This is a genomic window from Prevotella sp. TF12-30 (assembly GCF_003436715.1).
GTDB classification, from domain to species: domain Bacteria; phylum Bacteroidota; class Bacteroidia; order Bacteroidales; family Bacteroidaceae; genus Prevotella; species Prevotella copri_A.
In genome coordinates this window covers 33801-59146 of sequence record NZ_QSQJ01000014.1, presented here as the reverse complement: position 1 = coordinate 59146, position 25346 = coordinate 33801, and the positions used below count along the sequence as shown (strand labels likewise).

The 25346-nt window shown below is 45.5% G+C and carries 21 protein-coding genes and 5 tRNA genes; 22 read left to right on the top strand and 4 right to left on the bottom strand.

The genetic code is table 11. The features are described from left to right. Positions 1 to 43 precede the first annotated feature (43 nt). Positions 44 to 1561, top strand: coding sequence for a glutamate--tRNA ligase (gene gltX / locus DXD25_RS07340; protein ID WP_117662561.1), 1518 nt, complete (start codon positions 44 to 46; stop codon positions 1559 to 1561). Positions 1562 to 1662: 101 nt separating this feature from the next. Continuing rightward, on the top strand, positions 1663 to 2952 hold the full coding sequence (locus tag DXD25_RS07335) for a 3-deoxy-D-manno-octulosonic acid transferase (protein WP_117662601.1): 1290 nt from the start codon (positions 1663 to 1665) through the stop codon (positions 2950 to 2952). 99 nt (positions 2953 to 3051) lie between these two features. Here the strand turns inward: DXD25_RS07335 and DXD25_RS07330 are convergent, their stop codons facing one another. The 4 genes from DXD25_RS07330 to DXD25_RS07315 all read right to left on the bottom strand — a co-directional run bounded on the left by DXD25_RS07330 (position 3052) and on the right by DXD25_RS07315 (position 7100). Next, on the bottom strand, positions 3052 to 3576 hold the full coding sequence (locus tag DXD25_RS07330) for a nitroreductase (RefSeq protein ID WP_117662559.1): 525 nt from the start codon (positions 3574 to 3576) through the stop codon (positions 3052 to 3054). 53 nt (positions 3577 to 3629) lie between these two features. Then, complete coding sequence (locus tag DXD25_RS07325) at positions 3630 to 4832, bottom strand: MalY/PatB family protein (RefSeq protein ID WP_089543946.1); 1203 nt, start codon at positions 4830 to 4832, stop codon at positions 3630 to 3632. Positions 4833 to 5030: 198 nt separating this feature from the next. Beyond that, positions 5031 to 5885 carry a DUF3737 family protein gene (locus DXD25_RS07320; protein ID WP_117662557.1) on the bottom strand — a complete coding sequence of 285 codons (855 nt, stop codon included), beginning with the start codon at positions 5883 to 5885 and terminating at the stop codon, positions 5031 to 5033. Positions 5886 to 6107: 222 nt separating this feature from the next. Further along, positions 6108 to 7100: a malate dehydrogenase gene (locus DXD25_RS07315; RefSeq protein WP_117662555.1), complete on the bottom strand. Its 993-nt coding sequence runs from the start codon at positions 7098 to 7100 to the stop codon at positions 6108 to 6110. Between the two features lie 305 nt (positions 7101 to 7405). Here DXD25_RS07315 and DXD25_RS07310 point away from each other — a divergent pair, with 305 nt between their 5' ends. The 20 genes from DXD25_RS07310 to DXD25_RS07215 all read left to right on the top strand — a co-directional run bounded on the left by DXD25_RS07310 (position 7406) and on the right by DXD25_RS07215 (position 25321). Further along, on the top strand, positions 7406 to 9193 hold the full coding sequence (locus DXD25_RS07310; RefSeq protein ID WP_117662553.1) for an aminopeptidase P family protein: 1788 nt from the start codon (positions 7406 to 7408) through the stop codon (positions 9191 to 9193). A 138-nt stretch (positions 9194 to 9331) separates the two neighbouring features. Further along, positions 9332 to 9523 carry a 30S ribosomal protein S21 gene (rpsU, locus tag DXD25_RS07305; protein WP_006848852.1) on the top strand — a complete coding sequence of 64 codons (192 nt, stop codon included), beginning with the start codon at positions 9332 to 9334 and terminating at the stop codon, positions 9521 to 9523. 148 nt (positions 9524 to 9671) lie between these two features. Then, entirely contained in the window at positions 9672 to 10556 is an 885-nt protein-coding gene (gene xerC, locus DXD25_RS07300; RefSeq protein WP_187360450.1) for a tyrosine recombinase XerC, read from the top strand. A 23-nt stretch (positions 10557 to 10579) separates the two neighbouring features. Further along, on the top strand, positions 10580 to 10879 hold the full coding sequence (gene hpf, locus DXD25_RS07295) for a ribosome hibernation-promoting factor, HPF/YfiA family (protein ID WP_089543942.1): 300 nt from the start codon (positions 10580 to 10582) through the stop codon (positions 10877 to 10879). Positions 10880 to 10979: 100 nt separating this feature from the next. Then, positions 10980 to 11053, top strand: a tRNA-Thr gene (locus DXD25_RS07290). A gap of 18 nt (positions 11054 to 11071) precedes the next feature. After that, a tRNA-Tyr gene (locus tag DXD25_RS07285) sits at positions 11072 to 11153 on the top strand. Positions 11154 to 11166: 13 nt separating this feature from the next. Next, a tRNA-Gly gene (locus DXD25_RS07280) sits at positions 11167 to 11239 on the top strand. A 12-nt stretch (positions 11240 to 11251) separates the two neighbouring features. After that, positions 11252 to 11323: transfer RNA gene (locus DXD25_RS07275), tRNA-Thr, on the top strand. Positions 11324 to 11412: 89 nt separating this feature from the next. Further along, complete coding sequence (gene tuf / locus DXD25_RS07270) at positions 11413 to 12609, top strand: elongation factor Tu (protein ID WP_117662551.1); 1197 nt, start codon at positions 11413 to 11415, stop codon at positions 12607 to 12609. Between the two features lie 62 nt (positions 12610 to 12671). Continuing rightward, a tRNA-Trp gene (locus tag DXD25_RS07265) sits at positions 12672 to 12744 on the top strand. Between the two features lie 16 nt (positions 12745 to 12760). Next, on the top strand, positions 12761 to 12949 hold the full coding sequence (secE, locus tag DXD25_RS07260; RefSeq protein ID WP_089543940.1) for a preprotein translocase subunit SecE: 189 nt from the start codon (positions 12761 to 12763) through the stop codon (positions 12947 to 12949). Between the two features lie 12 nt (positions 12950 to 12961). Continuing rightward, entirely contained in the window at positions 12962 to 13504 is a 543-nt protein-coding gene (nusG, locus tag DXD25_RS07255; protein ID WP_089543939.1) for a transcription termination/antitermination protein NusG, read from the top strand. Positions 13505 to 13565: 61 nt separating this feature from the next. After that, entirely contained in the window at positions 13566 to 14006 is a 441-nt protein-coding gene (rplK, locus tag DXD25_RS07250; protein WP_089543938.1) for a 50S ribosomal protein L11, read from the top strand. Positions 14007 to 14027: 21 nt separating this feature from the next. Continuing rightward, complete coding sequence (gene rplA / locus DXD25_RS07245; RefSeq protein ID WP_089543937.1) at positions 14028 to 14720, top strand: 50S ribosomal protein L1; 693 nt, start codon at positions 14028 to 14030, stop codon at positions 14718 to 14720. An 18-nt stretch (positions 14721 to 14738) separates the two neighbouring features. Next, positions 14739 to 15257, top strand: a complete 519-nt coding sequence (gene rplJ, locus DXD25_RS07240) for a 50S ribosomal protein L10 (protein WP_117662549.1) — start codon at positions 14739 to 14741, stop codon at positions 15255 to 15257. A 52-nt stretch (positions 15258 to 15309) separates the two neighbouring features. Next, complete coding sequence (gene rplL, locus DXD25_RS07235) at positions 15310 to 15687, top strand: 50S ribosomal protein L7/L12 (RefSeq protein WP_089543935.1); 378 nt, start codon at positions 15310 to 15312, stop codon at positions 15685 to 15687. 112 nt (positions 15688 to 15799) lie between these two features. Continuing rightward, positions 15800 to 19612: a DNA-directed RNA polymerase subunit beta gene (gene rpoB, locus DXD25_RS07230; RefSeq protein ID WP_117662547.1), complete on the top strand. Its 3813-nt coding sequence runs from the start codon at positions 15800 to 15802 to the stop codon at positions 19610 to 19612. Positions 19613 to 19643: 31 nt separating this feature from the next. After that, positions 19644 to 23978 carry a DNA-directed RNA polymerase subunit beta' gene (rpoC, locus tag DXD25_RS07225; protein WP_089543933.1) on the top strand — a complete coding sequence of 1445 codons (4335 nt, stop codon included), beginning with the start codon at positions 19644 to 19646 and terminating at the stop codon, positions 23976 to 23978. 193 nt (positions 23979 to 24171) lie between these two features. Beyond that, positions 24172 to 24687: a sigma-70 family RNA polymerase sigma factor gene (locus tag DXD25_RS07220; RefSeq protein ID WP_117662545.1), complete on the top strand. Its 516-nt coding sequence runs from the start codon at positions 24172 to 24174 to the stop codon at positions 24685 to 24687. After that, a complete protein-coding gene (locus DXD25_RS07215; RefSeq protein ID WP_117662543.1) occupies positions 24680 to 25321 on the top strand; it encodes a DUF4974 domain-containing protein in 642 nt (213 codons plus the stop codon). The genes DXD25_RS07220 and DXD25_RS07215 overlap by 8 nt, the downstream gene beginning before the upstream one ends. The last annotated feature ends 25 nt before the right edge of the window (positions 25322 to 25346 follow it).

The following is a 25346-nucleotide window of genomic DNA, read 5'->3' as shown; positions in this document are numbered from 1 at the left end:
TGTAAATTTGCAGAAAAATTCAAAAATAGCTATAAAATAAGACATGGCAGATAGAAAAGTAAGAGTGCGTTTTGCCCCAAGTCCAACGGGAGCACTGCACATTGGTGGTGTCCGTACCGCCCTTTATAATTATTTGTTTGCTCGCCAGCATGGTGGTGAGCTTGTGTTCCGTATCGAGGATACAGACTCTCATCGTTTCGTACCAGGAGCCGAGGAATATATCCTGGAATCTTTCAAGTGGCTCGGTATCCAGTTTGATGAGGGTGTGAGTTTCGGTGGCGAGCATGGTCCTTATCGTCAGAGCGAGCGTCGTGATATCTATAAGAAATATGTACAGCAGCTTTTGGACAATGGTAAGGCATACATCGCTTTCGATACTCCAGAGGAGCTGGAAGCTAAGCGTGCTGAGATTCAGAATTTCCAGTACGATGCTCATACCCGTATGCAGATGCGCAACTCTCTCACCCTTTCCAAGGAGGAGGTAGATCAGCTCATCGCAGACGGTAAGCAATATACAGTACGTTTCAAGATTGAACCTGGACAGGAAATTCATGTCAACGATATGATTCGTGGCGACGTGAAGGTGATGAGTGATATCCTGGATGACAAGGTGCTCTATAAGAGTGCAGATGAATTGCCAACTTATCACTTGGCAAACATCGTGGACGACCACTTGATGGAAATCTCTCACGTGATTCGTGGTGAGGAGTGGTTGCCTAGTGCCCCATTGCACGTTCTCCTTTATCAGGCTTTCGGTTGGGAGGATACTATGCCTCGCTTCGCACACCTTCCTTTGCTTCTCAAGCCAGAGGGTAAGGGTAAGTTGAGCAAGCGTGATGGTGACCGCCTCGGTTTCCCTGTATTCCCATTGGAGTGGCACGACCCTAAGACCGGTGAGGTTTCTTCAGGCTATCGTGAGAGTGGCTACTTCCCAGAGGCTGTAGTCAACTTCCTGGCGCTCCTCGGCTGGAACCCTGGTACGGAGCAGGAAATCTTCTCTCTCGATGAGTTGGTGAAGGCTTTCGATATCTCCCGCTGTTCCAAGGCTGGTGCCAAGTTCGACTTCAAGAAAGGCATCTGGTTCAACCATGAGTACATTCTCATGAAGAGTGATGATGAGATTGCCAACCTCTTTGCACCTATCGTGGCTAACAATGGTGTAGAGGAGACTTTGGATAGAGTAAAGCAGGTGGTACACATGATGAAGGACCGTGTGAACTTCGTCTATGAGTTGTGGCCATTGTGCTCATTCTTCTTTATTCCTCCTACAGAGTATGATGCCAAGACTGCCAAGAAGCGCTGGAAGGAGTATTCTGCTCAGCAGATGACTGAACTCGCTGAGGTTCTCGAGGGCATCGAGGACTTCTCTATCGAGGGTCAGGAGCCTGTCGTATTGAAGTGGGTAGAGGACAAGGGCTATAAGCTCGGTGATGTAATGAATGCCTTCCGCCTGACTCTCGTAGGAGAGGGCAAGGGTCCAGGTATGTTCGACATCTCTGCCTTCCTCGGTAAGGAGGAGACTTTGCGTCGCCTTCGCAAGGCTATCGAAGTTTTGGGTTAATTCACAATAAACATCTCTCTGAGGAACTTTTGCCGTCGGGCTGAATGTTCCTCAGAGAGTTCACGTATTTATAGATACTAACCAATAAAAGTAATATCATGATCTATAATATCGTAATATATTTCGTCCTATTGGGCATAGCCATCGCCAGTCTGTTTAATGAAAAGGTACGCAAGATGTGGCGTGGCGAGCGTGAAGCTTTCAAGATATTGAAGCAGAAGGTGGATCCTAACGCTAAGTACATTTGGTTTCATGCAGCATCGCTCGGTGAGTTCGAGCAGGGACGTCCGTTGATGGAGCGTATTCGTAAGGATTATCCTCAGTATAAGATTTTGCTCACCTTCTATTCTCCTTCGGGTTATGAGGTGCGCAAGAACTATGAGGGTGCCGACATCATCTGCTATATGCCTGTGGATACCCGTCTGAATGCTATCCGTTTCCTTCGCCTGGTACGCCCTGTGATGGCTTTCTTCATCAAGTATGAGTTCTGGTCTAATTTCCTTCATATTCTGAAGCATCGCAACATTCCTACCTATAGTGTGAGCAGTATCTTCCGCGAGGATCAGGTATTCTTCAAGTGGTATGGCAGGAGTTATGCGAATGTTCTGAAATGCTTCACCCGTTTCTTCGTGCAGAACGAGGAAAGCAAGAGATTGCTGGAGAGCATCGGAATCAAGGATGTGGATGTGGTAGGAGATACTCGTTTCGACCGTGTGCTCCAGATTAAGCAGGCGGCTAAACATCTGCCTATCTGCGAGGCTTTCAGAAGCGGGGTGGCTATTTCGGCAGAAAAAGCTTCGGTTTCTTCTGATGTTTCTTCAGAAAAAACAACTCGTCCGGATTATAAGGTCTTCGTGGCAGGTAGTTCATGGCCTCCAGATGAGGAAATCTTCATCCGCTTCTTCAATGAGCATAAGGACTGGCGACTGCTGATTGCGCCTCATGTGATTGCCGAGGAGCATCTGAAGTTGATTCTTTCTCTCTTGAAGGATAAGAAGGTGGTGCGCTATACGCAGACTACTCCTGAGGAGGCAGCCAAGGCTGATGTGCTGATTATCGATTGCTTCGGATTGCTGAGCAGCATGTATAATTATGGTGATGTGGCTTATATCGGCGGTGGTTTCGGTGTGGGTATTCATAATACCCTGGAGGCCGCTGTATGGAATATGTCGGTTATCTTTGGTCCGAACAACAAGAAATTCCAGGAAGCTCAGGGCTTGCTGAAGTCGGGTGGCGGTTTTGAAATCAACGACTATGAGGATTTTGAGGGCTTGATGAGCAAGCTGATGAACGATGAAGCTTTCCTGAAGCAGGCTGGCGATGAGGCTGGTGCTTTCGTAGCGAGCCTTTCGGGAGCCACAGACAAGGTTTTGGCTAAGGTTACATTATAATATATAAAAGGTCTCATGGTTTTTGAAAATCATGAGACCTTTTTTGATGTTTGGCATAGAATTCTATTTGTTTCATTCCATGCTTGTATTATGCTTTTTCTATTTGATGATGCGGTAGTAATCCTCCTTGCGGGGCATTACGGTATGAGGATGTGCAGAAGCATAACCCAAAGCCAGGGCTCCTACTCCCATCAAACCTTCAGGAAGATTCCAATCCTTCATCAACTTCTTGCCTTCCTCTGATGCGAACATACCGTCTTCACGGTTGATCCAGCAGGAAGAAAGACCGATGGAGTGGGCTGCAAGCATCATATTGCCCAAGATGAGGCTGCCGTCTTTTACTCCGTTCACATTACTTTCTGGAGCCAGGACGATGACGATGGTTGGCGCTCCGTAGTATGGATCACTCTCTACACCCATGATGTCTGCGTTCATCTTGCGAAGCTGTGCGCAAATCTCAGGATTCTGAACTGCTATGATGAATGGCTCCTGAGTGCCATGACCGGTAGCTGCCCAAGTGCCAGCTTCCAAAACTGTCTTCAACTCCTCGTCGGTAATCTGGTCAGCCTTGAAGCGACGAATGCTTCTTCTCTCCTTAATGGCTTTTAAAACTTCATTTTCCATATTATCTTGTTTTAAACATTGTATTTAGAATTCTTTTCTCTTTATTCGCTTCATTATGCAGGGCATCCGCTCAAATCCTCTTCATCCATATACTGGCTGAGAACTCGTGCAATGCGAATCAAACCCTGCATCAGGGTCTTGCGAGGACAGGCGATGTTGAGGCGCAGGTAGCCCTGACCAGCCTTTCTGCCATACATCGTACCACTGTTGACGAAAACCTTGCCGTCATTCATCAGTTTCTCGTAAGCCTCGTCGCTTGATAACTCGAATGGCAGGATATCGAGCCAAACCAGATAAGTGCCCTCAAGACGGGTAACGCGAACCTGCGGCAACTCAGAATTGAAGAATTCCTTTACTGCCTGATAGTTCTCGTAGAGATATTGGTTCAGTTCGTCGAGCCATTCCTCACCCTCGTTGTAGGCAGCCTGGAGAGCGATGACACCGAATGGATTGACATCGCATACTTCGTTGATGTTGATGGCACGGTTGATGCGGCGGCGCAATGCTGCATCCGGACAGATGATGTTGGCAATCTGGAGTCCGGCAATATTGAATGACTTTGAAGGTGAGTTCAGTACCACGCAGTTGTCACGGCAAGCTTCGCTGATGCTGGCAAATGGAGTGTAGTGATAGCCAGGCATGACGAGCTCGCAGTGGATTTCATCGGCGATAATCTTCACGTTATGCTTGAGGCAGATGTCGTTCATTCGTTCCAGTTCCTCTTTCTTCCATACTCTACCGGCTGGGTTGTGAGGGTTGCAGAGAATGAAGGCAGTGGTCTTCTCGTCAGCACACTTTCGCTCGAAATCCTCAAAATCTATCTCGTAGGTACAGTTACCCACACGCTTCAATTCATTTTCTTCCACTTCGCAGCCGCTGTTCTTGATACAGGAGAAGAAGCAGTTATACACAGGAGTCTGCACCAAAACCTTCTCGCCTGGCATGCAGATAGCCTTCAGGCAGCTGGAGATGGCTGGTACTACGCCCGAAGTATAGAGAATCCAGTCTTTCTCTATCTTCCACTGGTGGCGGCGGGAGAACCAGTTGATGATTGCCTCGTAGTAAGAATCAGGTACGAGGGTGTAGCCGAAGATGCCGTGAGCTACACGCTTCTGCAGAGCTTCGATGATGCAGGGAGCGGTCTGGAAATCCATGTCTGCTACCCACATCGGAATAACGCCGTCTTCCTTTACCAGATCCCATTTATAGGAATTGGTACCGCGGCGTTCGATGATTTCATCAAAATTGTATTTCATATTTGTTTTCTATCTATGTTATTTCTTCATTGCTCGTAGGATAAATCTCCTTTTCCTTCATCAAAATCTCCGTTCAACGCTTTTGAATGTCCGTTCAACGTTTATGAACGGAGATTTCTCTTAATACTAAGAACAATTCTCCTTAATGGCAATGCTTATTTTGTTTAAGGGAATACAGAATCGCAATGAATGCTTCTGCTATTTCGAATGGTCGATGATCTCACATGCTCCCTTAGGCGCCTTGGCAAACTCTGTGTAGGTTACGCTTCCCACTTCGTCTGCCTCAATTCTTCCTGAAATAGGGTTCTTGATATTGGTGATGCTTCCCTTGATGTGTGCATTGATGTTCATGCAATCCTCAAAGGCGCGGTCGCATTCCTTGTCAAAGGTGCAGTCTTCGAGTGTGACATGGTCCATATAGCAGAGTGGCTGTTCGCCGCTGATGTGGCAACGTACGAACTTGATGTTCTTGCTGTGCCAGGCAAGATACTCGCCATTCAGTTCTGAATCATAAACCGTCACATTCTCGCACTCCCAGAAACTATCCTTGGTTGTAATCTTGGCATGGTGAATCTCTACGTTGCTGCAGTATTGGAATACATACTTGGAGTCGCTCTCCAATCCATCTATGTAGATGTTCTTGGAAAACATGAATGGATAGGTGCCGTCGTGAAGCTTTACGTTCTTCAGTTTCAGACCATCTACCTTCCAGAAAGTCTCGTCTGCATCGGTGATGTTGACATTCTCCAATTCCAGGTTCTTCATTTCGCGGAAGAACTTAGGACCATCGATGGTGCAGTCTTTCATCACCATATTATCACTATACCAGATGGCCGAACGGCTCTCTGGGGCGAAGTAGCAGTCTGTGATGAGGGAGCCATCCACATGCCACCAAGGGTATTTGCCATAAAACTTGGAATGGTGGCATTCTATGTTCTTGCAGCACTTGATGCCCGACTCGCCATCTGTAATTGTGATGTTCTCCAGGCGTACATCGTGAGCACCGAAGAGAGGGCGCTCGCCTCCGAATGATTTGTTCTTTATCTGTTCCATAATTATCTATTATCCTTTCTTATTTGTTATTTCTGTTTGCAAAATTACAAAAATAATGCCAAAGTCGTATAACCCGATTTACAGAAAAGTGTAACTTTATGGCGTATTTGCGGATAAAGTTGCTGAAGGCAGGAAAAATGAAAATCAAAAAAGGCTGAATCATGAAGCATTTTCACGATTCAGCCCTTATCGAGTTAACTTCTAAAAATCCGAAGTGGAGAATTACAAGTTAGGGTTCATCTCTTTCCACTCAGCTACTGGAGGAACGATGCCAAGCTCTACGATCTCATCGCGCATCTTGCAAAGGTGCTCGTAAGACTTAGCGAGGCTAGCGAGCTCTTCCTCTGTACCTGTAGGCTCTGTGAAGTGAACACCAGTCTTGTCGATAGTAGTAGGCATAGCCATCATTACGTTCTTGAAGCCGCACTTGTCGCAATTAACGTAGCAACCTGCTGGCAATGTGAACTTCTCGCCACCCATAGCAGCCTCGATCATCTTAACTGCATTGTAAGCTGGGCTCTGGAATGAAGAACGACCACGGAGCTTGATGATGTTAGAACCACCCTGTACTGTGTGGTGCTTGATCTCCTCCCAACGCTCGTCAGAAAGACCCATCTCTGCCAATGGCTTGCCGTCAACCTTAACCTGAGAAGCAAATACTGCCATCTGCTCGCCGTGACCACCGTAAGTGTGAGCGCCAGTAACCTTATCCTGCTGTACACCGAACTCGAGAGCCAAAGCCTGCTGCAAACGAGTAGAGTCGAGAGCTGCGAGTGAAGTCAACTGATTTGGCTTCAAACCAGAGTGGATAAGAGCTGTCAAAGCTGTAACGTCAGCTGGGTTGAAGATAACAACTACGTGCTCAACCTCAGGGCAGTACTTCTTGATATTGTCACCGAACTCAGCAGCGATCTTGCAGTTACCCTTGAGAAGGTCCTCACGAGTCATACCCTCCTTACGAGGAGCACCACCAGAAGAGATGATGTACTTAGCACCAGTGAAAGCTTCCTCTGGATTTACTGTATAAGTAATGTTTGCACCTGGGAATGCGCACTGCTGAATCTCATCGAATACACCATGTACACCTGGCTCGAAGATATCATAAAGACAGATGTTTGGAGTAAGACCGAGCATCAAAGCGCTCTGAACCATGTTAGAACCAATCATACCGCCTGCACCGACGATAACGAGCTTGTCATTTGTTAAAAATTCCATAACTACAATTTTTTATTTAAGTGTTTATAAATTTCTTGTTAGGGTAGACGGCACCTGGTCGCAGCCCTTGCTTTTTGGGATTGCTATCGGTTAAAAAGACCGTAAATCTCGCACTTTTAGCTTTCCGACCGCAAAATTAATAAAAAGTAATGTAAATCGTGCATTATTTTACGCTTAAATTTGTGATTAATTCTTAAAATTAGTATCTTTGTAATCTCTAATTAGCAAAATGCCGTTATTTCCTCTGCTCTGGAGGCGGTAAATGGCATGAAAATCGAATATGTTATTATCAATACTTGGCAATTATGAACGAAATCAATCTAAGATTAGCTAGCTTGAGGGAAGTGATGAAGCGTGAACATCTGGCTGCCTTTATCTTCCCTAGTACGGATGCTCATCAGAGTGAGTATGTGGCAGACCATTGGCTCGGCAGAGCTTGGATCTCCGGATTCAACGGATCGGCTGGTACCGCTGTGGTAACCATGAACTCTGCTGCATTGTGGACAGACTCCCGCTACTTCCTTGCGGCAGAAGAACAGTTGGATGGAACTGAGTTCCAATTAATGAAGCTCAAAATTCCTGGAACTCCTACTGTTGCTGAATGGCTGGGAAAGGAATTGGCAGATGTTGCATCTCCAGAGGTCGGACTGGATGGTATGGTCAACTCATACGCAATGACCTCGGCACTTATATCTGATTTGCGTAAGGAGGGTGGTATTACCTTGCGCACTAATTTTGATCCATTGAAGGAGATATGGAAAAATCGTCCTGCTATTCCGGAAAATCCGGTGGAGATTCAGCCTATGGGTTTTGCCGGTGAGACAGCCGTTTCTAAGATAGCTCGAGTCAGAAAGGCTTTGCGAGGTGTTCATGCTGATGGTATGCTGGTGTCTGCACTCGATGATATAGCCTGGACCTTGAACTTGCGTGGTACGGATGTGCATTGCAATCCGGTATTCGTTAGTTATCTTCTGATTGCATCTGATAAGGTGTCGCTTTTTGTAGATGAGGCTAAGCTTACAGGTGAGATTCGTGCTTATCTTCAGGAAGCTGGTATCTCTGTATATAATTATAATAAGGTGGAAGAGGGATTGAAGCAGTATGCAGAATATAATATTCTCCTGGGTGGCAATGAAACCAGTTATCATCTTTGGAAAACCGTGAAATGTCAGGAGATCATTTCCCAGAACTCTCCAATCCCAGCTATGAAGGCTGTGAAGAGTGAAGCTGAAATTGCTGGCTATCGCCGAGCGATGGTACGTGATGGTGTGGCAATGGTCAAGTTCCTGAAATGGCTGCTCCCTGCTGTGGAAGCTGGAGGTGAAACCGAGATTTCCATCGATAAGAAGTTGACAGCATTGCGTGCTGAGCAGGATTTGTTCCGCGACATCTCGTTTGATACAATAGCAGGTTATCAGGAGCATGGAGCTATCGTGCATTACGAGGCATCTCCGGAGACCGATATTCCGCTCAAGCCGGAAGGATTCCTTCTGCTGGATTCTGGAGCCCAGTATCAGGATGCAACTACAGACATCACCCGTACCATCGCTCTTGGTCCAGTAACAGACGAGATGAAGCATATCTACACCTTGGTGCTCAAGGGACACATCCAGCTGGAGCTGGCAAAATTCCCGGATGGAGCTTCTGGTACTCAGTTGGATGCGCTTGCCAGAGAATGCATGTGGAGAGAAGGCCTGAACTTCCTGCACGGTACCGGACATGGTGTAGGTTCTTATCTGAATGTGCATGAGGGCCCTCATCAGGTTCGTATGGAATATATGCCAGCACCTCTCCGTGCAGGAATGACGCTGACAGATGAGCCAGGACTCTATCTTGCTGGAAAGTTCGGCGTGAGAATCGAGAATACCGTACTGATTCAAGATTATAAGGAGACAGAATTCGGTAAGTTCCTGCAGATAGAATCCCTTACCCTCTGTCCGATCGACACCACTCCGATAGATGTAGAGATGCTCTTGCCGGAAGAGATTGCATGGCTCAATGATTATCATGCTGAAGTGTATGCAAGATTGGCTCCTTATCTCGATGAAGAAGAGAAAAAATGGCTGAAAAATGCTACAAAAGCCATAAAATAAAGGTTTTAGAGCAAAAAAATGCCTAAAATCTTGGTTTTCTGAAAAATAAGATGTAATTTTGCACCCGCAATTTGTGGCATTATGCCCATTTCGCTAGAAATAACATAAGTTTAACATAATAAATTAAAAAGCAAAAAAATGATTATTGTACCAGTTAAGGACGGTGAGAACATCGAGAGAGCTCTCAAGAAGTTTAAGAGAAAGTTTGAAAAGACAGGTGTTGTTAAGGAGTTGCGTGCTCGTCAGCAGTACGACAAGCCATCTGTTTTGAAGCGTCTCAAGATGGAACACGCCATCTACGTACAGCAGTTGCGCGCTAACGAGGAATAATATTATCCTCGGTAGAGGATGAAAATGCTCTCTTATTGGAAGCAAAAGTCCAAGAAGAGAGCATTAAAAGTAAAAAATCCTCAAAATATTTGGTGGTTTCGAAATATTTTCGTAATTTCGTTGCCGAATAACAAAAACTACAACTGTTATGTTGAATATAGACAAGTTCTTGGAATACTTATGCAGTGAGCTGAACAGGTCGCCGCGGACAGTAGAAAGCTATCGGGATGATCTGATGCACTTCGAGAAGTTTGCTAAAGGCTTGTCTGATTCGTTCTCTTGGGAGACCGTCGATTCTGACATGGTTCGGAATTGGATGGAAAGCATGATGGATAAGGGAAACTCAGCTGCAACGGTCGAACGTCGGCTCAGTGCTCTGAAAACCTTCTACCGGTTTGCTTTGACAAGACATTATGTTGAGTCTGATCCCGTATATAGCATCAAGGGGCCTAAAAAAGAGAAACCTCTTCCACAATTCGTTAAGGAAAGTGAGATGGATGAACTTCTGGATAGGCAGGCGTGGGGCGATGATTATAATAATGTACGTGCGCGTACCATAATTATAACGTTCTATGAAACCGGGATGCGATTGTCGGAACTCGTGAATCTGGATGACTGCGATGTTAGCTTCGTGAATTCGGAGATCAAGATAACGGGTAAGGGAAACAAACAGAGAATAGTGCCATTCGGTGACGAGCTTAAAAATACGCTCCGCGAATATCTTAAGTTGAGAGATGCAAGCGTTGAAGCTTCTTCTCCGGCATTCTTTCTTTCTGATAAAGGTGAAAGGATGCAGCCTGCAAAGGTCAGGGATATCGTGAGAACGAACCTCGCAAGGGTTTGCTCGTTGAAGAAAAAAAGTCCTCATGTGTTGAGACATTCGTTTGCTACGGCAATGCTGAATCATCACGTAGGAATTGAAAGTTTGAAAAAGCTGCTTGGACATGCGAATCTCTCGACAACCGAGATTTATACGCATACTACGTTCGAGCAATTAAAACGAGTTTATAATATTGCCCATCCTAGGGCGTAACCTTTTTAAAATTGGAGGTCACTATGGAAATTAAGATTCAGTCGATTCATTTCGACGCTACCGAGAAGTTACAGGCGTTTATCGAAAAGAAAGTCGCCAAGTTGGAGAAAACTTATGAAGATATACAGAAAGTAGAGGTGCAATTAAAGGTCGTTAAGCCTGCTACCGCTCTTAATAAGGAAGTTCACCTTGAAGTTGCTGTCCCTGGAACGACATTGTTCGTTGAGAAGACATGCGATACTTTTGAGGAAGGAATTGACCAAGCAGTGGACTCAATGAAGGTTCAATTGACCAAATTTAAAGAAAAAACAAGAAATCGATAAAAAATATTCCGAAAAATTTGGTGGAATGAAAAAATAGTTGTATCTTTGCAGCCGTTTTCCGATAGGTCGAAAACTTAGTCGCATTGCGGCTGTAAAGATTGCCTCTTTAGCTCAGTTGGCCAGAGCACGTGATTTGTAATCTCGGGGTCGTTGGTTCGAATCCGACAAGAGGCTCAGAAAAAGAAAGACCATGGGTAGTTACCAGAGTGGCCAAATGGGGCAGACTGTAAATCTGCTGGCTATGCCTTCGGTGGTTCGAATCCATCACTACCCACTTTCTTTGATAAGCGGAAATAGCTCAGTTGATAGAGCACTAGCCTTCCAAGCTGGGGGTCGCGGGTTTGAGCCCCGTTTTCCGCTCAATGTTGAAATGCTGTAATAGCTCAGTGGTAGAGCACTTCCTTGGTAAGGAAGAGGTCCTGAGTTCAACTCTCAGTTACAGCTCTACTTCAAGCGAAAGTGAGAAGTAGAAAACGTGGAGACAATATATTAATTAATTGATTATTCATTTATATAAATAAAAAGAAAAAGCTATGGCTAAAGAAGAATTCGTGCGTACCAAACCGCATGTAAACATTGGTACAATTGGTCATGTTGACCATGGTAAGACTACTCTTACTGCAGCTATCTCTAAGGTATTGAATGAGAAGCTCGGTACATCTGAGGCAGTTAAGTCATTCGATCAGATTGATAATGCTCCTGAGGAGAAAGAGCGTGGTATCACTATCAACTCTGCTCACATCGAGTATGAGACAGCAAAGCGTCACTATGCACACGTTGACTGTCCTGGACACGCTGACTATGTAAAGAACATGGTTACTGGTGCTGCTCAGATGGATGGTGCTATCTTGGTTTGTGCTGCTACTGATGGTCCTATGCCACAGACACGTGAGCACGTACTTCTTGCACGTCAGGTAAACGTTCCTCGCTTGGTTGTTTTCTTGAACAAGTGTGATATGGTTGACGATGAGGAGATGCTTGAGCTCGTTGAGATGGAGCTTCATGAGATCCTCGAGCAGTATGGTTATGAGGAGGATACTCCAATCGTACGCGGTTCTGCTCTCGGTGCTTTGAACGGCGTTGAGAAGTGGGTTAAGTCTGTAGAGAATTTGATGGACGTTGTTGACGAGTGGATTCAGGAGCCTGAGCGTGAGGTTGACAAGCCATTCTTGATGCCTATCGAGGATGTATTCTCAATCACAGGTCGTGGTACTGTTGCTACTGGTCGTATCGAGACTGGTCGTTGCAAGGTAGGTGACGAGGTTCAGTTGCTCGGTCTTGGTGAGGATAAGAAGTCTGTCATCACTGGTGTTGAGATGTTCCGTAAGGTTCTCGCTGAGGGTGAGGCAGGTGATAACGTAGGTTTGCTTCTCCGTGGTATTGATAAGGCAGAGGTTAAGCGTGGTATGGTAGTTGTACACCCAGGTGCTATTACTCCTCACGATCACTTCAAGGCTTCTATCTATGTATTGAAGAAGGAAGAAGGTGGTCGTCATACACCATTCGGTAACAAGTATCGTCCTCAGTTCTATCTCCGTACTATGGACTGTACAGGTGAGATCAAGCTTCCAGAGGGAGTTGAGATGGTAATGCCTGGTGATAACGTAGAGATTGAGGTAGAGTTGATCTACAAGGTTGCTTTGAACGAGGGTCTCCGTTTCGCTATCCGTGAGGGTGGTCGTACAGTAGGTTCTGGTCAGATTACAGCACTTCTCGACGATGTTAAGTAATTTTAGAATTATCTAGATTTACTATATATGACTTCCGCTTCTGCGGAGGCGGAAGTCAACTTACGGGTTTAGCTCAGTTGGTAGAGCACTGGTCTCCAAAACCAGGTGTCGAGGGTTCGAGCCCTTCAACCCGTGCTAAATAGAAGATAATATGAATAAAATAGTAAGTTATTGCAAGGCATGTTACGATGAACTTGCGCATAAGACTACTTGGCCATCACGTGCCGAACTAACTCATAGTGCAATGGTTGTATTATCTGCTTCCCTAGTCATTGCATTGGTGGTGTTCGCGATGGATTCTGTATTCAAAGCCTTTATGGGTGTAGTTTATCCAGGTTAATTTTTAGAGGAAATGGCAGACACAGGAAATAAATGGTATGTGCTGAAGGCCGTAAGCGGCAAGGAGGCTAAGGTGAAGGAATACATCGAAGCTGAGATGAAGCACAATGATTTACTTGCAGCAAATGTTTCTCAGGTGTTAATACCACTCGAGAAGCATGCATCTGTACGTAACGGTAAGAGAGTCGTTAAAGAAAAGGTTTCTCTTCCTGGTTATGTTTTTGTAGAAGCTAGACTGAAGGGCGATGTTGCGCATACTCTGCGTTTCATGCCTAATGTTTTAGGTTTCCTTGGTGGTTTGGATGAACCAACTCCTGTACCACAGCGCGATATCAATCGTATGCTCGGTACTGTAGAAGAGACTGAGTTTGAGGAGAATCTCGATTGTCCTTACTTGGTTAATGATACTGTTAAGGTAATGGAAGGTCCATTTAGTGGCTTTAGCGGCGTTATTGAAGAGGTTAACTTGGAGAAGCGCAAGCTGAAAGTTACGGTTAAGATCTTTGGACGTAAAACTCCATTGGAATTAGGTTTTATGCAAGTAGAAAAGGAATAAGGCTCTGTTACGAGAACTTGATGTCCTTTTATAAGTTTCAATTTTAAATATTAACAAAAAAATGGCTAAAGAAGTTGCTGGATTAATCAAATTACAGATTAAAGGTGGCGCTGCAAATCCTTCACCTCCAGTAGGACCTGCATTGGGTTCTAAAGGTATTAATATCATGGGATTCTGCAAGGAGTTCAACGCCCGTACCCAGGACAAGGCAGGTAAGGTATTGCCAGTTGTTATTACATATTACACTGACAAGTCGTTCGATTTCGTAATCAAGACTCCTCCTGCTGCAGTACAGTTGAAAGAGGCTGCTAAGATCAAGAGTGGTTCTGCTCAGCCTAATCGTCAGAAGGTTGCTTCTCTTACTTGGGATCAGGTAAAGGTAATCGCTGAGGATAAGATGAAGGACTTGAACTGCTTCACTGTAGAGTCAGCTATGAAGCTCATCGCTGGTACTGCAAGAAGTATGGGTATTACTGTAAAGGGAGACTTCCCTGGTAAATAATTTAAAACTTCAATTAGAAAAATGAGTAAACTGACAAAAAATCAAAAATCAGTAGCTGATAAGGTTGAAGCAGGGAAGATGTACACTTTGAAAGAGGCTGCAGAGTTGGTAAAGGAGATTACTACTACCAAGTTTGACGCATCTCTCGATGTCGATGTACGTTTAGGTGTTGACCCACGTAAGGCTAACCAGATGGTTCGTGGCGTTGTTTCATTGCCAAACGGTACCGGTAAGGTTACTCGTGTGCTCGCACTCTGTACTCCTGATCAGGAAGCTGCTGCTAAGGAAGCAGGCGCTGACTACGTAGGTCTCGACGAGTATGTTGAGAAGATTAAGGGTGGTTGGACAGATATTGATGTCATCATCACAATGCCATCTTGCATGGGTAAGATTGGTCCTTTGGGTCGTGTTCTCGGTCCTCGTGGATTGATGCCTAACCCTAAGAGTGGTACTGTAACTATGGATGTTGCTAAGGCAGTTAAGGAAGTTAAACAAGGTAAGATTGACTTCAAGGTTGATAAGGCTGGTATTATCCACACATCAATCGGCAAGGTCAGCATGACACCTGAGCAGATCTACGGAAATGCTAAGGAGTTCATCAATACAGTTATCAAGTTGAAGCCTGCTGCTGCTAAAGGTACATATATCAAGAGTATCTTTATTTCAAGCACTATGAGTAAGGGTATCAAGATTGATCCTAAATCAGTTGAATAACTCTAAAAGTTTTGTAAAATGAAGAAAGAAGTTAAAGATACTATCATCACCGAACTTGGACAGAAGATTCAGGAATTCCCTCACTTCTATCTTGTAGATGTTACAGGATTGGACGCTGAGAAGACTAGCAATCTCCGTCGCAAGTGCTTTAAGAGTGAGATTAAGATGGTTGTTGTTAAGAACACCTTGCTCCACAAGGCATTCGAGGCTTCAGACATCGATTTCTCTGAGCTTTATGGCAGCTTGAAGGGTACTACTGCAGTATTGTTCACAAATACAGCTAACGTACCAGCTAAGTTGTTGAAGGAATACGAGAAGGAAGGCGTTCCAGCATTGAAGGCAGCATACGCTGAGGAAAGCTTCTATGTAGGCGCTGACAAGCTCGCTGAACTCGTAGCTCTCAAGAGCAAGAACGAGGTTATCGCAGAGATTGTTGCTTTGCTCCAGTCTCCAGCACAGAACGTTCTTTCTGCTCTTCAGTCAGGAGGCAACACTATTCACGGTGTGCTTAAGACTTTGGGCGAGCGTCCTGAGTAAATACAACATTTCATATATTAATAGTATAAACAAATAAAATTTTTAGAATAAAATGGCAGATATCAAAGCTATTGCAGAAGAGTTAGTAAATCTTACTGTTAAGGAAGTTAATGAGTTGGCAACAGTCCTCAAGGACGAGTATGGCATCGAGCCTGCTGCTGCAGCTGTAGCTGTAGCTGCTGGTCCTGCTGCTGGTGGTGCAGCTGCAGCTGAGGAGAAGTCTTCTTTCGACGTAGTCCTCGCTGAGGTTGGTGGCGCTAAGCTCCAGGTTGTTAAGGCAGTTAAGGAGGCTTGTGGTCTCGGTTTGAAAGAGGCTAAGGATCTCGTAGACGGTGCTCCTTCTACAATCAAGGAGGGTGTATCTAAGGACGAGGCTGAGAACCTTAAGAAGGCTATCGAAGAGGCTGGTGCTAAGGTAGAGCTCAAGTAATTAGATTAATTACATCTCTTACATAATGGTTAGGATTCTCCTAGTAGGCGAGTCCTAACCTTTTTGTGTCTTTTATTATCATGTTAATAAAACCCCCATTTAATAACTTCTAATGGCTACAAAAATTGTTGATAACAGAGTAAATTTTGCCAGCGTGCATAATCCGTATCCATATCCGGATTTTCTCGATGTGCAGTTAAAGTCTTTTAAGGACTTCTTACAGTTGGATACTCCGCCTGAGGAACGCAAGAATGACGGTTTGTATAAGGTGTTCTCTGAGAACTTCCCTATCACCGATACTCGTAATAATTTCGTTCTTGAGTTCTTGGATTACTATATTGACCCTCCTCGCTACACCATCGATGAGTGCTTGGAGCGTGGTCTTACATATAGCGTACCTTTGAAGGCTAAGATGAAACTGTATTGTACTGATCCTGATCATGAGGACTTCGGTACTTTTATCCAGGATGTATTCTTGGGTACAATCCCTTACATGACTGATAATGGTACATTCGTCATCAACGGTGCTGAGCGCGTTGTTGTTTCTCAGTTGCACCGTTCACCTGGTGTGTTCTTCGGACAGGGTGTTCATGCCAATGGTACTGTGCTTTATTCTGCACGTATCATCCCATTCAAGGGTAGCTGGATTGAGTTTGCTACTGACATCAACAATGTGATGTATGCTTACATCGACCGTAAGAAGAAGTTGCCTGTTACTACATTGCTCCGTGCCATCGGTTATGAGCAGGATAAGGATATTCTCCAGATTTTCGATCTCGCTGAAGAGGTGAAGGTGAACAAGAAGAATATGAAGGCTGCTATCGGTCGCAAGTTGGCTGCTCGTGTCTTGAAGAGCTGGAATGAGGACTTCGTTGATGAGGATACTGGTGAAGTTGTATCTATCGAGCGTAACGAGGTGATCATGGAGCGTGAGACCGAGCTTACTGCCGACAATATTGAGGACATTGTAGAGAGTGGTGCTGCTTCTGTGCTTTTGCATAAGGATGTAGATGCTGCCAGCAAGTACACAATCATCTTCAATACTTTGGCCAAGGACCCAAGTAACTCTGAGAAAGAGGCTGTGAACTACATCTATCGCCAGTTGCGTAATGCAGATCCTGCTGATGATGCAAGTGCACGTGAAGTTTTCCAGAACTTGTTCTTCTCTGACAAGCGTTATGACTTGGGTGAGGTTGGTCGTTACCGTATTAATAAGAAATTAGGTCTCGATACCGATGTTGATGTCCGCGTTTTGACTAAGGATGACATCATCGAGATTATCAAATATTTGATTCAGCTCATCAACTCAAGTGCTACTGTCGATGATATCGACCACTTGTCTAACCGTCGTGTTCGTACCGTAGGCGAGCAGCTGGCTAACCAGTTCTCTATCGGTTTGGCACGTATGAGCCGCACTATCCGTGAGCGTATGAATGTACGCGACAATGAGGTGTTCACACCAACAGATTTGATCAATGCCAAGACCATCTCTAGCGTTATCAACTCATTCTTTGGTACCAACCCATTGTCACAGTTCATGGACCAGACTAACCCATTGGCTGAGGTAACCCATAAGCGTCGTCTTTCTGCCCTTGGTCCTGGAGGTTTGTCTCGTGAGCGTGCTGGTTTCGAGGTTCGAGACGTACACTATACTCACTATGGTCGTCTTTGTCCTATTGAGAGTCCTGAAGGTCCAAACATCGGTTTGATTTCTTCACTCTGTATGTATGCAAAGATCAATGACCTCGGCTTTATCGTAACTCCTTACCGTAAGGTGAACGATAGCAAGGTTGATATGAACAACGATGATGTTGTTTACTTGACAGCTGAGGATGAGGAGGCTAAGATCATCGGTCAGGGTAATGCTCCTTTGACAGAAGATGGTGCATTTATCCGCGACGTAGTTAAGTGCCGTCAGGATGCTGATTATCCAGTTGTTCCACCTTCAGAGGTTGACTATGTGGATGTTTCCCCACAGCAGATTGCATCTGTTTCAGCAGGTTTGATTCCATTCTTGGAGCACGATGATGGTCACCGTGCATTGATGGGATGTAACATGATGCGCCAGGCAGTTCCATTGCTTCACAATGATGCACCTATCGTAGGTACTGGTCTTGAGAAACAGGTGTGCGAGGATTCTCGTACCATGATTACTGCAGAGGGTGAGGGTGTTATAGAGTATGTAGATGCTACAACCATCCGTATCCTCTACGATCGTACTGAGGATGATGAGTTCGTAAGCTTCGAGCCTGCCTTGAAGGAGTACCGCATTCCTAAGTTCCGCCGTACCAACCAGAATATGACCATCGACTTGCGTCCTATCTGTAACAAGGGTCAGCGTGTTACGAAGGGTGATATCCTGACTGAGGGTTATGCTACCGAGAATGGTGAGTTGGCTTTGGGCCGTAACTTGCTCGTAGCTTACATTCCTTGGAAGGGTTACAACTATGAGGATGCTGTCGTTATCTCAGAGCGTATGGTTCGCGATGATGTTTTGACATCTGTTCATGTTGATGAGTATTCACTCGATGTACGTGAGACCAAGCGTGGTGTTGAGGAGTTCACTTCTGATATTCCTAATGTCAGCGAGGAAGCTACCAAGGATCTTGATGATAACGGTATTGTTCGCGTTGGTGCTCGTATCGAGCCAGGCGATATCATGATTGGTAAGATTTCACCTAAGGGTGAGAGCGATCCTTCTCCAGAAGAGAAGCTGCTTCGCGCCATCTTCGGTGATAAGGCTGGTGATGTGAAGGATTCTTCATTGAAGGCTAACCCATCATTGAGTGGTGTTGTTATCGACAAGAAGTTGTTCTCTCGTGCCGTTAAGACTCGTGAGTCTAAGAAACAGGATAAGATTATCCTTGCCAAGATTGATGAGGAGTACGAGGCAAAGGGCGATGACTTGAAGGATATCTTGGTTGATAAGTTGCTCACCTTGACTGAGGGCAAGACTTCTCAGGGTGTGAAGGATTACTCTGGTGCTGAGATTATCACCAAGGGTAGCAAGTTCACAACAACAGCTTTGAAGAACCTGGAGTATGATGGCGTACAGTCTAATGGTTGGACAGAGGATGATCATACCAATACATTGATTCAGCGCCTGATCATGAACTATATCCGCAAGTATAAGCAGCTCGATGCTGAGTTGAAGCGTCGCAAGTTTGCTATCACTATCGGTGATGAACTTCCATCAGGAATTCTCCAGATGGCTAAGGTTTATATCGCTAAGAAGCGTAAGATCCAGGTAGGTGATAAGCTTGCTGGTCGTCACGGTAACAAGGGTATCGTTTCTAAGGTAGTACGCCTTGAGGATATGCCATTCATGGCAGATGGTCGTCCAGTAGATATGGTATTGAACCCATTGGGTGTGCCTTCTCGAATGAACCTTGGTCAGATCTTCGAGTGTATCCTGGGTGCTGCAGGTAAGAAGTTGGGTGTTAAGTTTGCTACTCCTATCTTCGATGGTGCTCATCTTGAGGACCTCTCTGTATGGACAGACAAGGCAGGTCTTCCACGTTTCTGCTCTACTTACCTTTATGATGGTGAGACTGGTGAGCAGTTCGACCAGCCAGCTACCGTAGGTATGACTTACTTCTTGAAGTTGGGTCACATGGTAGAGGATAAGATGCACGCACGTTCTATCGGTCCTTACTCTCTGATTACTCAGCAGCCACTTGGTGGTAAGGCACAGTTTGGTGGTCAGCGATTCGGAGAGATGGAGGTTTGGGCCATCGAGGCATTCGGTGCTAGCCACGTATTGCAGGAGATTCTGACCATCAAGTCAGATGATGTTGTAGGACGTAGCAAGGCATACGAGGCAATCGTGAAGGGTGATCCAATGCCTACACCAGGTATTCCTGAGTCACTCAACGTATTGCTCCACGAACTTCGCGGCCTTGGCTTGAGCATCAAACTTGATTAATTTTGAGAACCCCTAATTAAGATATAGAAACATGGCTTTCAAAAAAGATACAAAGGTAAAGAATAATTTTACGAAGATTACCATCGGTCTCGCTTCACCAGAGGAGATCCTGGAAAATTCGTATGGTGAGGTTACTAAGCCTGAAACCATTAATTATCGAACATATAAGCCGGAGCGTGATGGTCTCTTCTGCGAGCGCATTTTTGGTCCTACCAAGGACTATGAGTGCGCCTGCGGCAAGTACAAGCGTATCCGTTATAAGGGAATCGTCTGCGACCGATGCGGTGTAGAGGTTACAGAGAAGAAGGTTCGTCGTGAGCGTTCTGGTCACATCGAGCTTGTTGTACCAGTGGCTCACATCTGGTACTTCCGTTCTCTCCCTAACAAGATTGGTTACCTTCTCGGTATGCCAACCAAGAAGCTTGATGCTGTTATCTACTACGAGAAGTATGTAGTGATCCAGCCTGGTATTCTCGAGGGTAAGACTGATGCAGACGGCATTGAGCTGAATGGTTCTCATAAGCTCGACCTCTTGTCAGAGGACGAGTACATGGCTATTCTTGATCAGTACGACCCAAATGGTGATAACGAGCGTCTGGAAGATACAGATCCTAATAAGTTCGTTGCCAAGATGGGTGCCGAGGCTATCTATCAGTTGTTGCAGAATGTGGATCTCGACTCTTTGTCATACGAGCTCCGCGATCGTGCTAACAATGACTCTAGCCAGCAGCGCAAGACTGAGGCATTGAAGCGCTTGAACGTAGTAGAGGGCTTCCGTGCCAGCAAGGGAATCAACAAGCCTGAGTGGATGGTGATGAAGATCATTCCTGTTACTCCTCCAGAGCTTCGTCCTTTGGTACCACTGGATGGTGGTCGTTTTGCAACATCAGACTTGAATGATCTCTATCGTCGTGTAATCATCCGTAACAACCGTTTGAAGCGATTGGTTGAGATCAAGGCTCCTGAGGTGATCCTCCGTAACGAGAAGCGTATGTTGCAGGAGGCTGTTGACAGCTTGTTCGACAACTCACGCAAGAGCTCTGCTGTAAAGAGCGAGAGCAATCGTCCGTTGAAGTCTCTCTCAGATTCTTTGAAGGGTAAGCAGGGACGTTTCCGTCAGAACTTGTTGGGTAAGCGTGTTGACTACTCTGCTCGTTCGGTAATCGTTGTAGGTCCTGAGTTGAAGATGGGCGAGTGCGGTCTTCCTAAGTTGATGGCTGCAGAGCTTTACAAACCATTCATCATCCGTAAGTTGATTGAGCGTGGTATCGTAAAGACTGTCAAGAGTGCCAAGAAGATTGTTGATCGTCGTGAGCCAGTTATCTGGGATATTCTGGAGAATGTGATGAAGGGTCATCCGGTTATGTTGAACCGTGCCCCTACACTTCACCGTCTCGGTATCCAGGCATTCCAGCCTAAGATGATCGAGGGTAAGGCTATCCAGTTGCACCCATTGGCATGTACAGCGTTCAATGCCGACTTCGATGGTGACCAGATGGCTGTTCACCTTCCATTGAGCAACGAGGCTATCTTGGAGACTCAGATCCTGATGCTCCAGAGCCACAACATTTTGAACCCTGCTAATGGTGCGCCTATCACCGTTCCTTCTCAGGATATGGTGCTTGGTCTCTACTATATTACAAAGATTCGTCCAGGTGCTAAGGGCGAGGGCTTGACATTCTATGGCCCTGAGGAGGCTTTGATCGCTCGTAATGAGGGTCGTTGTGATCTCCATGCTTTGGTTAAGGTAATCGTTGACGACTTGGTTGATGGTAAAATCCAGAAGCGTATGATTGAGACCTCTGTAGGTCGTGTTATCGTGAATGGTATCATCCCAGATGAGGTAGGCTTCTTCAACGACGTTATCTCTAAGAAGACACTCCGTGGCTTGATTTCTAATGTAATCAAGGCTGTTGGTATGGCAGAGGCTTGTGCCTTCCTCGATGGTATCAAGAACCTGGGTTATCGTATGGCATACGTTGCTGGTTTGTCATTCAACCTTGGCGATATCATCATCCCACCTGAGAAGGAGGAGATTGTTGAGCGTGGTCGCAAGGAGGTTGAGGAAATCACCAACAACTATAATATGGGTTTCATCACCAACAAGGAGCGTTACAACCAGGTTATCGATGCGTGGACTCACGTAAATACCGATTTGGGTAATATCCTGATGAAGGAGATGACTGAGGCTGATCAGGGATTCAACGCCGTTTACATGATGCTTGACTCTGGAGCCCGTGGTTCTAAGGATCAGATTAAGCAGTTGTCTGGTATGCGTGGTTTGATGGCTAAGCCTCAGAAGGCTGGTGCAGAAGGTGCGCAGATTATTGAGAACCCTATCCTTTCTAACTTTAAGGAGGGTATGTCTGTGTTGGAGTACTTTATCGCTTCTCACGGTGCTCGTAAGGGTCTTGCTGATACCGCGATGAAGACTGCCGATGCTGGTTACTTGACTCGTCGTCTTGTTGACGTATCTCATGATGTCATCATTACTCAGGAGGATTGCGGTACCTTGCGTGGCTTGGTTTGCACCGCTTTGAAGAATGGTGATGAGATTATCTCTTCTCTCTATGAGCGTATCTTGGGTCGTGTATCTGTACACGATATCATCCACCCTACAACAGGTGAGTTGATCGTTAAGTCTGGTGAGGAAATCACAGAGGCTAAGGCTAAGATCATCGATGAGTCTCCAATCGAGAGCGTTGAGATCCGTTCAGTACTCACTTGTGAGAGCAAGAAGGGTGTCTGCATGAAGTGTTACGGCCGTAACTTGGCTACAGCTCGTATGGTTCAGCTCGGTGAGGCTGTGGGTGTCATTGCTGCACAGGCTATCGGTGAGCCTGGTACTCAGCTTACTCTCCGTACCTTCCACGCCGGTGGTATTGCGTCTAACGCTGCTGCCAATGCTAAGATTGCTGCGAAGAACAAGTCTCGCATCGAGTTTGATGAGTTGAGCACTGTTCCATTCGTAGAGGAAGATGAGGAAGGCAACGATATCAAGTGCGAGAAGGTAGTAAGCCACTTGGCTGAAATCCGTTTCGTTGATCCAAATACAAACATCGTTCTTGCTACATTGAATGTACCTTATGGTTCTTCTTTGTATCACAAGGAGGGTGAGATTGTTGAGAAGGATACTGTGATTGCTCGTTGGGACCCATTCAACGCCGTTATCGTCAGCCAGTACGCTGGTACCTTGAAGTTCAACGACGTTCAGAAGGATCAGACCTACCGTGCCGAGGTCGATGAGACTACTGGTTTGGAGGAGAAGATCATCACCGATTCTAAGAATAAGGCGATGGTTCCTTCTTGTGATGTTATTGATGCAAACGGTGAGATTGTTGGTACATATAACTTCCCTGTAGGTGGTCACCTCGTTGTAGAGGATGGTCAGACTATTAAGACTGGTGAGGTCTTGGTTAAGATTCCTCGTGCCGTAGGTGGTGCTGGTGATATCACCGGTGGTCTTCCACGTGTAACCGAGCTTCTTGAGGCTCGTAACCCATCTAACCCAGCTGTCGTATCTGAAATCGATGGTGAGGTAACTATGGGTAAGGTAAAGCGTGGTAACCGTGAGATCATCGTAACCTCTAAGACTGGCGACCAGAAGAAGTATCTCGTATCACTCTCTAAGCAGATCCTGGTACAGGAGCATGATGCCGTACGTGCTGGTACTCCTCTTTCTGATGGTAGTGTAACTCCAGGCGATATCCTCGCTATTATGGGTCCTACCGCTGTTCAGGAGTACATCGTTAACCAGATCCAGGACGTTTACCGTCTCCAGGGTGTGGCTATCAACGATAAGCACTTCGAGGTGGTTGTTCGTCAGATGATGCGTAAGGTTCGTATCGATGATCCAGGTGATACTACATTCTTGGAGCAGGAGTTGGTTGATAAGCTCGACTTCGCTGAGGAGAATGACCGTATCTGGGGTAAGAAGGTTGTTACCAATGCTGGTGATAGCACTGAGCTCAAGCCTGGTCAGATCATCACAGCCCGTAAGTTGCGTGATGAGAACTCAGCATTGAAGCGTCGCGATATGAAGCTTGTTCAGGTTCGTGATGCCGTAGCTGCAACATCTACTCAGATTCTCCAGGGTATTACCCGTGCCGCTCTTGGTACTAAGAGCTTCATGAGTGCCGCTTCCTTCCAGGAGACCACTAAGGTCTTGAACGAGGCTGCTATTCGTGGTAAGGTAGATTACCTTGAGGGAATGAAGGAGAATGTTATCTGCGGTCACTTGATTCCAGCAGGTACCGGTCTCCGCCAGTGGGAGAAGCTTGTTGTTGGTTCTAAGGAAGAGTACGAGCGCATGCAGGCTAACAGAAAGAATGTACTCGACTATGCAGATTCTCCAATCGTGGACTAATCTGTAGGGTAGAGTAACATATATATAATAAGGTATAAGAGCCATAGGTGAGTCATCATCTATGGCTCTTTTCTTGATATTGCCTGCCTGTTGATGATATCAAATCAACTTTTTAATATTTTTTCTTCTTTTGGGGTTGGGAATTTGATACCTTGATGTGTTCTTGGGATAAACAATACAGATAAAAATAGAAATGGAAAAGATAGAACAACTTTTTCGCCAGCATTATTCAAGGATGTTTCTCGTTTCGAGGATGATTCTAGGGGATGAAGAGACCGCAAGGGATGTGGTGAGCGATATTTTTGCAGATATGCTTAGTGGAAAGCTGCGGATTCCGCCCAATAGTACGGAAGGTTACTTTGTCGTTCTTACTCGAAACCGATGTTTGAATTCTCTCAGAAAGATGACCCTTCATGAAAAGGTCAAGGCTGGTCTTAAGGTGGATCATACGGTAGATATCGTGCATGATGAAAACCGAATCATTCGCGAGATAGACCATGAGATGAGCAAGGCTGATCAGATGCTTCGTTTTATAGACCGGGAATTGACGCTCCAAACACGTCGGGTAGTCAATATGCATTATTGCCAAAAGCTCACTTATCGTGATATCTCTGAAGAGTTAGGCATCAGTGAGGCTGCCGTCTATAAGCATCTTGCTCAAGGCATCAAACGAATAAAAGAACATTTTAATCCCAAGAACAATGGATAAGTTAACACAGATAATCGACATGATTGAGCACCCAGAGCATTATTCTGAGTCTCAGATTAAGGAGATTCTTCAAGATGAGGAATCTCGCCAGACCTATCTCACAATGATGGAGATGCGTATGGCTTTTGATAAGGAAGCGACGGAGAAAGATTTGGATGTAGATAAGGAATGGCAATTGTTTGCAGAACAACATCCGGTAGTGAAGTCCCGTTTTGATTGGCACAAACTAGCAGCTTCCTTTATTGGTGTATGTTTGCTGTCTGGTATCGCCTTTGCTGCCATTCATACATTCAGTTCGTATCGTCAGGTAGAAGAAACATCGGCAGGGGATACGTCTCAGGTAAAAGTAGCATCCTTTACAAATACTGCTGTTGTCAGTGATAAAGCTACGTCAACTGATGTCAAAAAGGAAATTGTGCATAAGACTTTCGACAATGTTTCCTTAGAAACGATGCTCGGAGAAATGGCAGAGTATTATGGAGTGAAGATTGTGTTCCAGAACCAGGAAGCCAAGCAGCTTCGTTTCTATTATGAATGGAACAGCGAGAACAGTCTGCAGAGTGTAGTGGATGAATTGAATCATTCACAACAGATAATTCTCTCTTTGGACAATGAGCAACTTGTTGTAGAATAATCCTGTCGCTGATAGGTCTGTTTGC

Excerpts from the sequence above, each read along its gene's own strand:
- gltX (WP_117662561.1), top strand. The coding sequence starts at position 44 with ATGGCAGATAGAAAAGTAAGAGTGCGTTTTGCCCCAAGTCCAACGGGA.
- DXD25_RS07330 (WP_117662559.1), bottom strand. The coding sequence starts at position 3,576 with ATGGAAAATGAAGTTTTAAAAGCCATTAAGGAGAGAAGAAGCATTCGT.
- DXD25_RS07325 (WP_089543946.1), bottom strand. The coding sequence starts at position 4,832 with ATGAAATACAATTTTGATGAAATCATCGAACGCCGCGGTACCAATTCC.
- DXD25_RS07320 (WP_117662557.1), bottom strand. The coding sequence starts at position 5,885 with ATGGAACAGATAAAGAACAAATCATTCGGAGGCGAGCGCCCTCTCTTC.
- DXD25_RS07315 (WP_117662555.1), bottom strand. The coding sequence starts at position 7,100 with ATGGAATTTTTAACAAATGACAAGCTCGTTATCGTCGGTGCAGGCGGT.
- DXD25_RS07310 (WP_117662553.1), top strand. The coding sequence starts at position 7,406 with ATGAACGAAATCAATCTAAGATTAGCTAGCTTGAGGGAAGTGATGAAG.
- rpsU (WP_006848852.1), top strand. The coding sequence starts at position 9,332 with ATGATTATTGTACCAGTTAAGGACGGTGAGAACATCGAGAGAGCTCTC.
- xerC (WP_187360450.1), top strand. The coding sequence starts at position 9,672 with ATGTTGAATATAGACAAGTTCTTGGAATACTTATGCAGTGAGCTGAAC.
- hpf (WP_089543942.1), top strand. The coding sequence starts at position 10,580 with ATGGAAATTAAGATTCAGTCGATTCATTTCGACGCTACCGAGAAGTTA.
- tuf (WP_117662551.1), top strand. The coding sequence starts at position 11,413 with ATGGCTAAAGAAGAATTCGTGCGTACCAAACCGCATGTAAACATTGGT.
- secE (WP_089543940.1), top strand. The coding sequence starts at position 12,761 with ATGAATAAAATAGTAAGTTATTGCAAGGCATGTTACGATGAACTTGCG.
- nusG (WP_089543939.1), top strand. The coding sequence starts at position 12,962 with ATGGCAGACACAGGAAATAAATGGTATGTGCTGAAGGCCGTAAGCGGC.
- rplK (WP_089543938.1), top strand. The coding sequence starts at position 13,566 with ATGGCTAAAGAAGTTGCTGGATTAATCAAATTACAGATTAAAGGTGGC.
- rplA (WP_089543937.1), top strand. The coding sequence starts at position 14,028 with ATGAGTAAACTGACAAAAAATCAAAAATCAGTAGCTGATAAGGTTGAA.
- rplJ (WP_117662549.1), top strand. The coding sequence starts at position 14,739 with ATGAAGAAAGAAGTTAAAGATACTATCATCACCGAACTTGGACAGAAG.
- rplL (WP_089543935.1), top strand. The coding sequence starts at position 15,310 with ATGGCAGATATCAAAGCTATTGCAGAAGAGTTAGTAAATCTTACTGTT.
- rpoB (WP_117662547.1), top strand. The coding sequence starts at position 15,800 with ATGGCTACAAAAATTGTTGATAACAGAGTAAATTTTGCCAGCGTGCAT.
- rpoC (WP_089543933.1), top strand. The coding sequence starts at position 19,644 with ATGGCTTTCAAAAAAGATACAAAGGTAAAGAATAATTTTACGAAGATT.
- DXD25_RS07220 (WP_117662545.1), top strand. The coding sequence starts at position 24,172 with ATGGAAAAGATAGAACAACTTTTTCGCCAGCATTATTCAAGGATGTTT.
- DXD25_RS07215 (WP_117662543.1), top strand. The coding sequence starts at position 24,680 with ATGGATAAGTTAACACAGATAATCGACATGATTGAGCACCCAGAGCAT.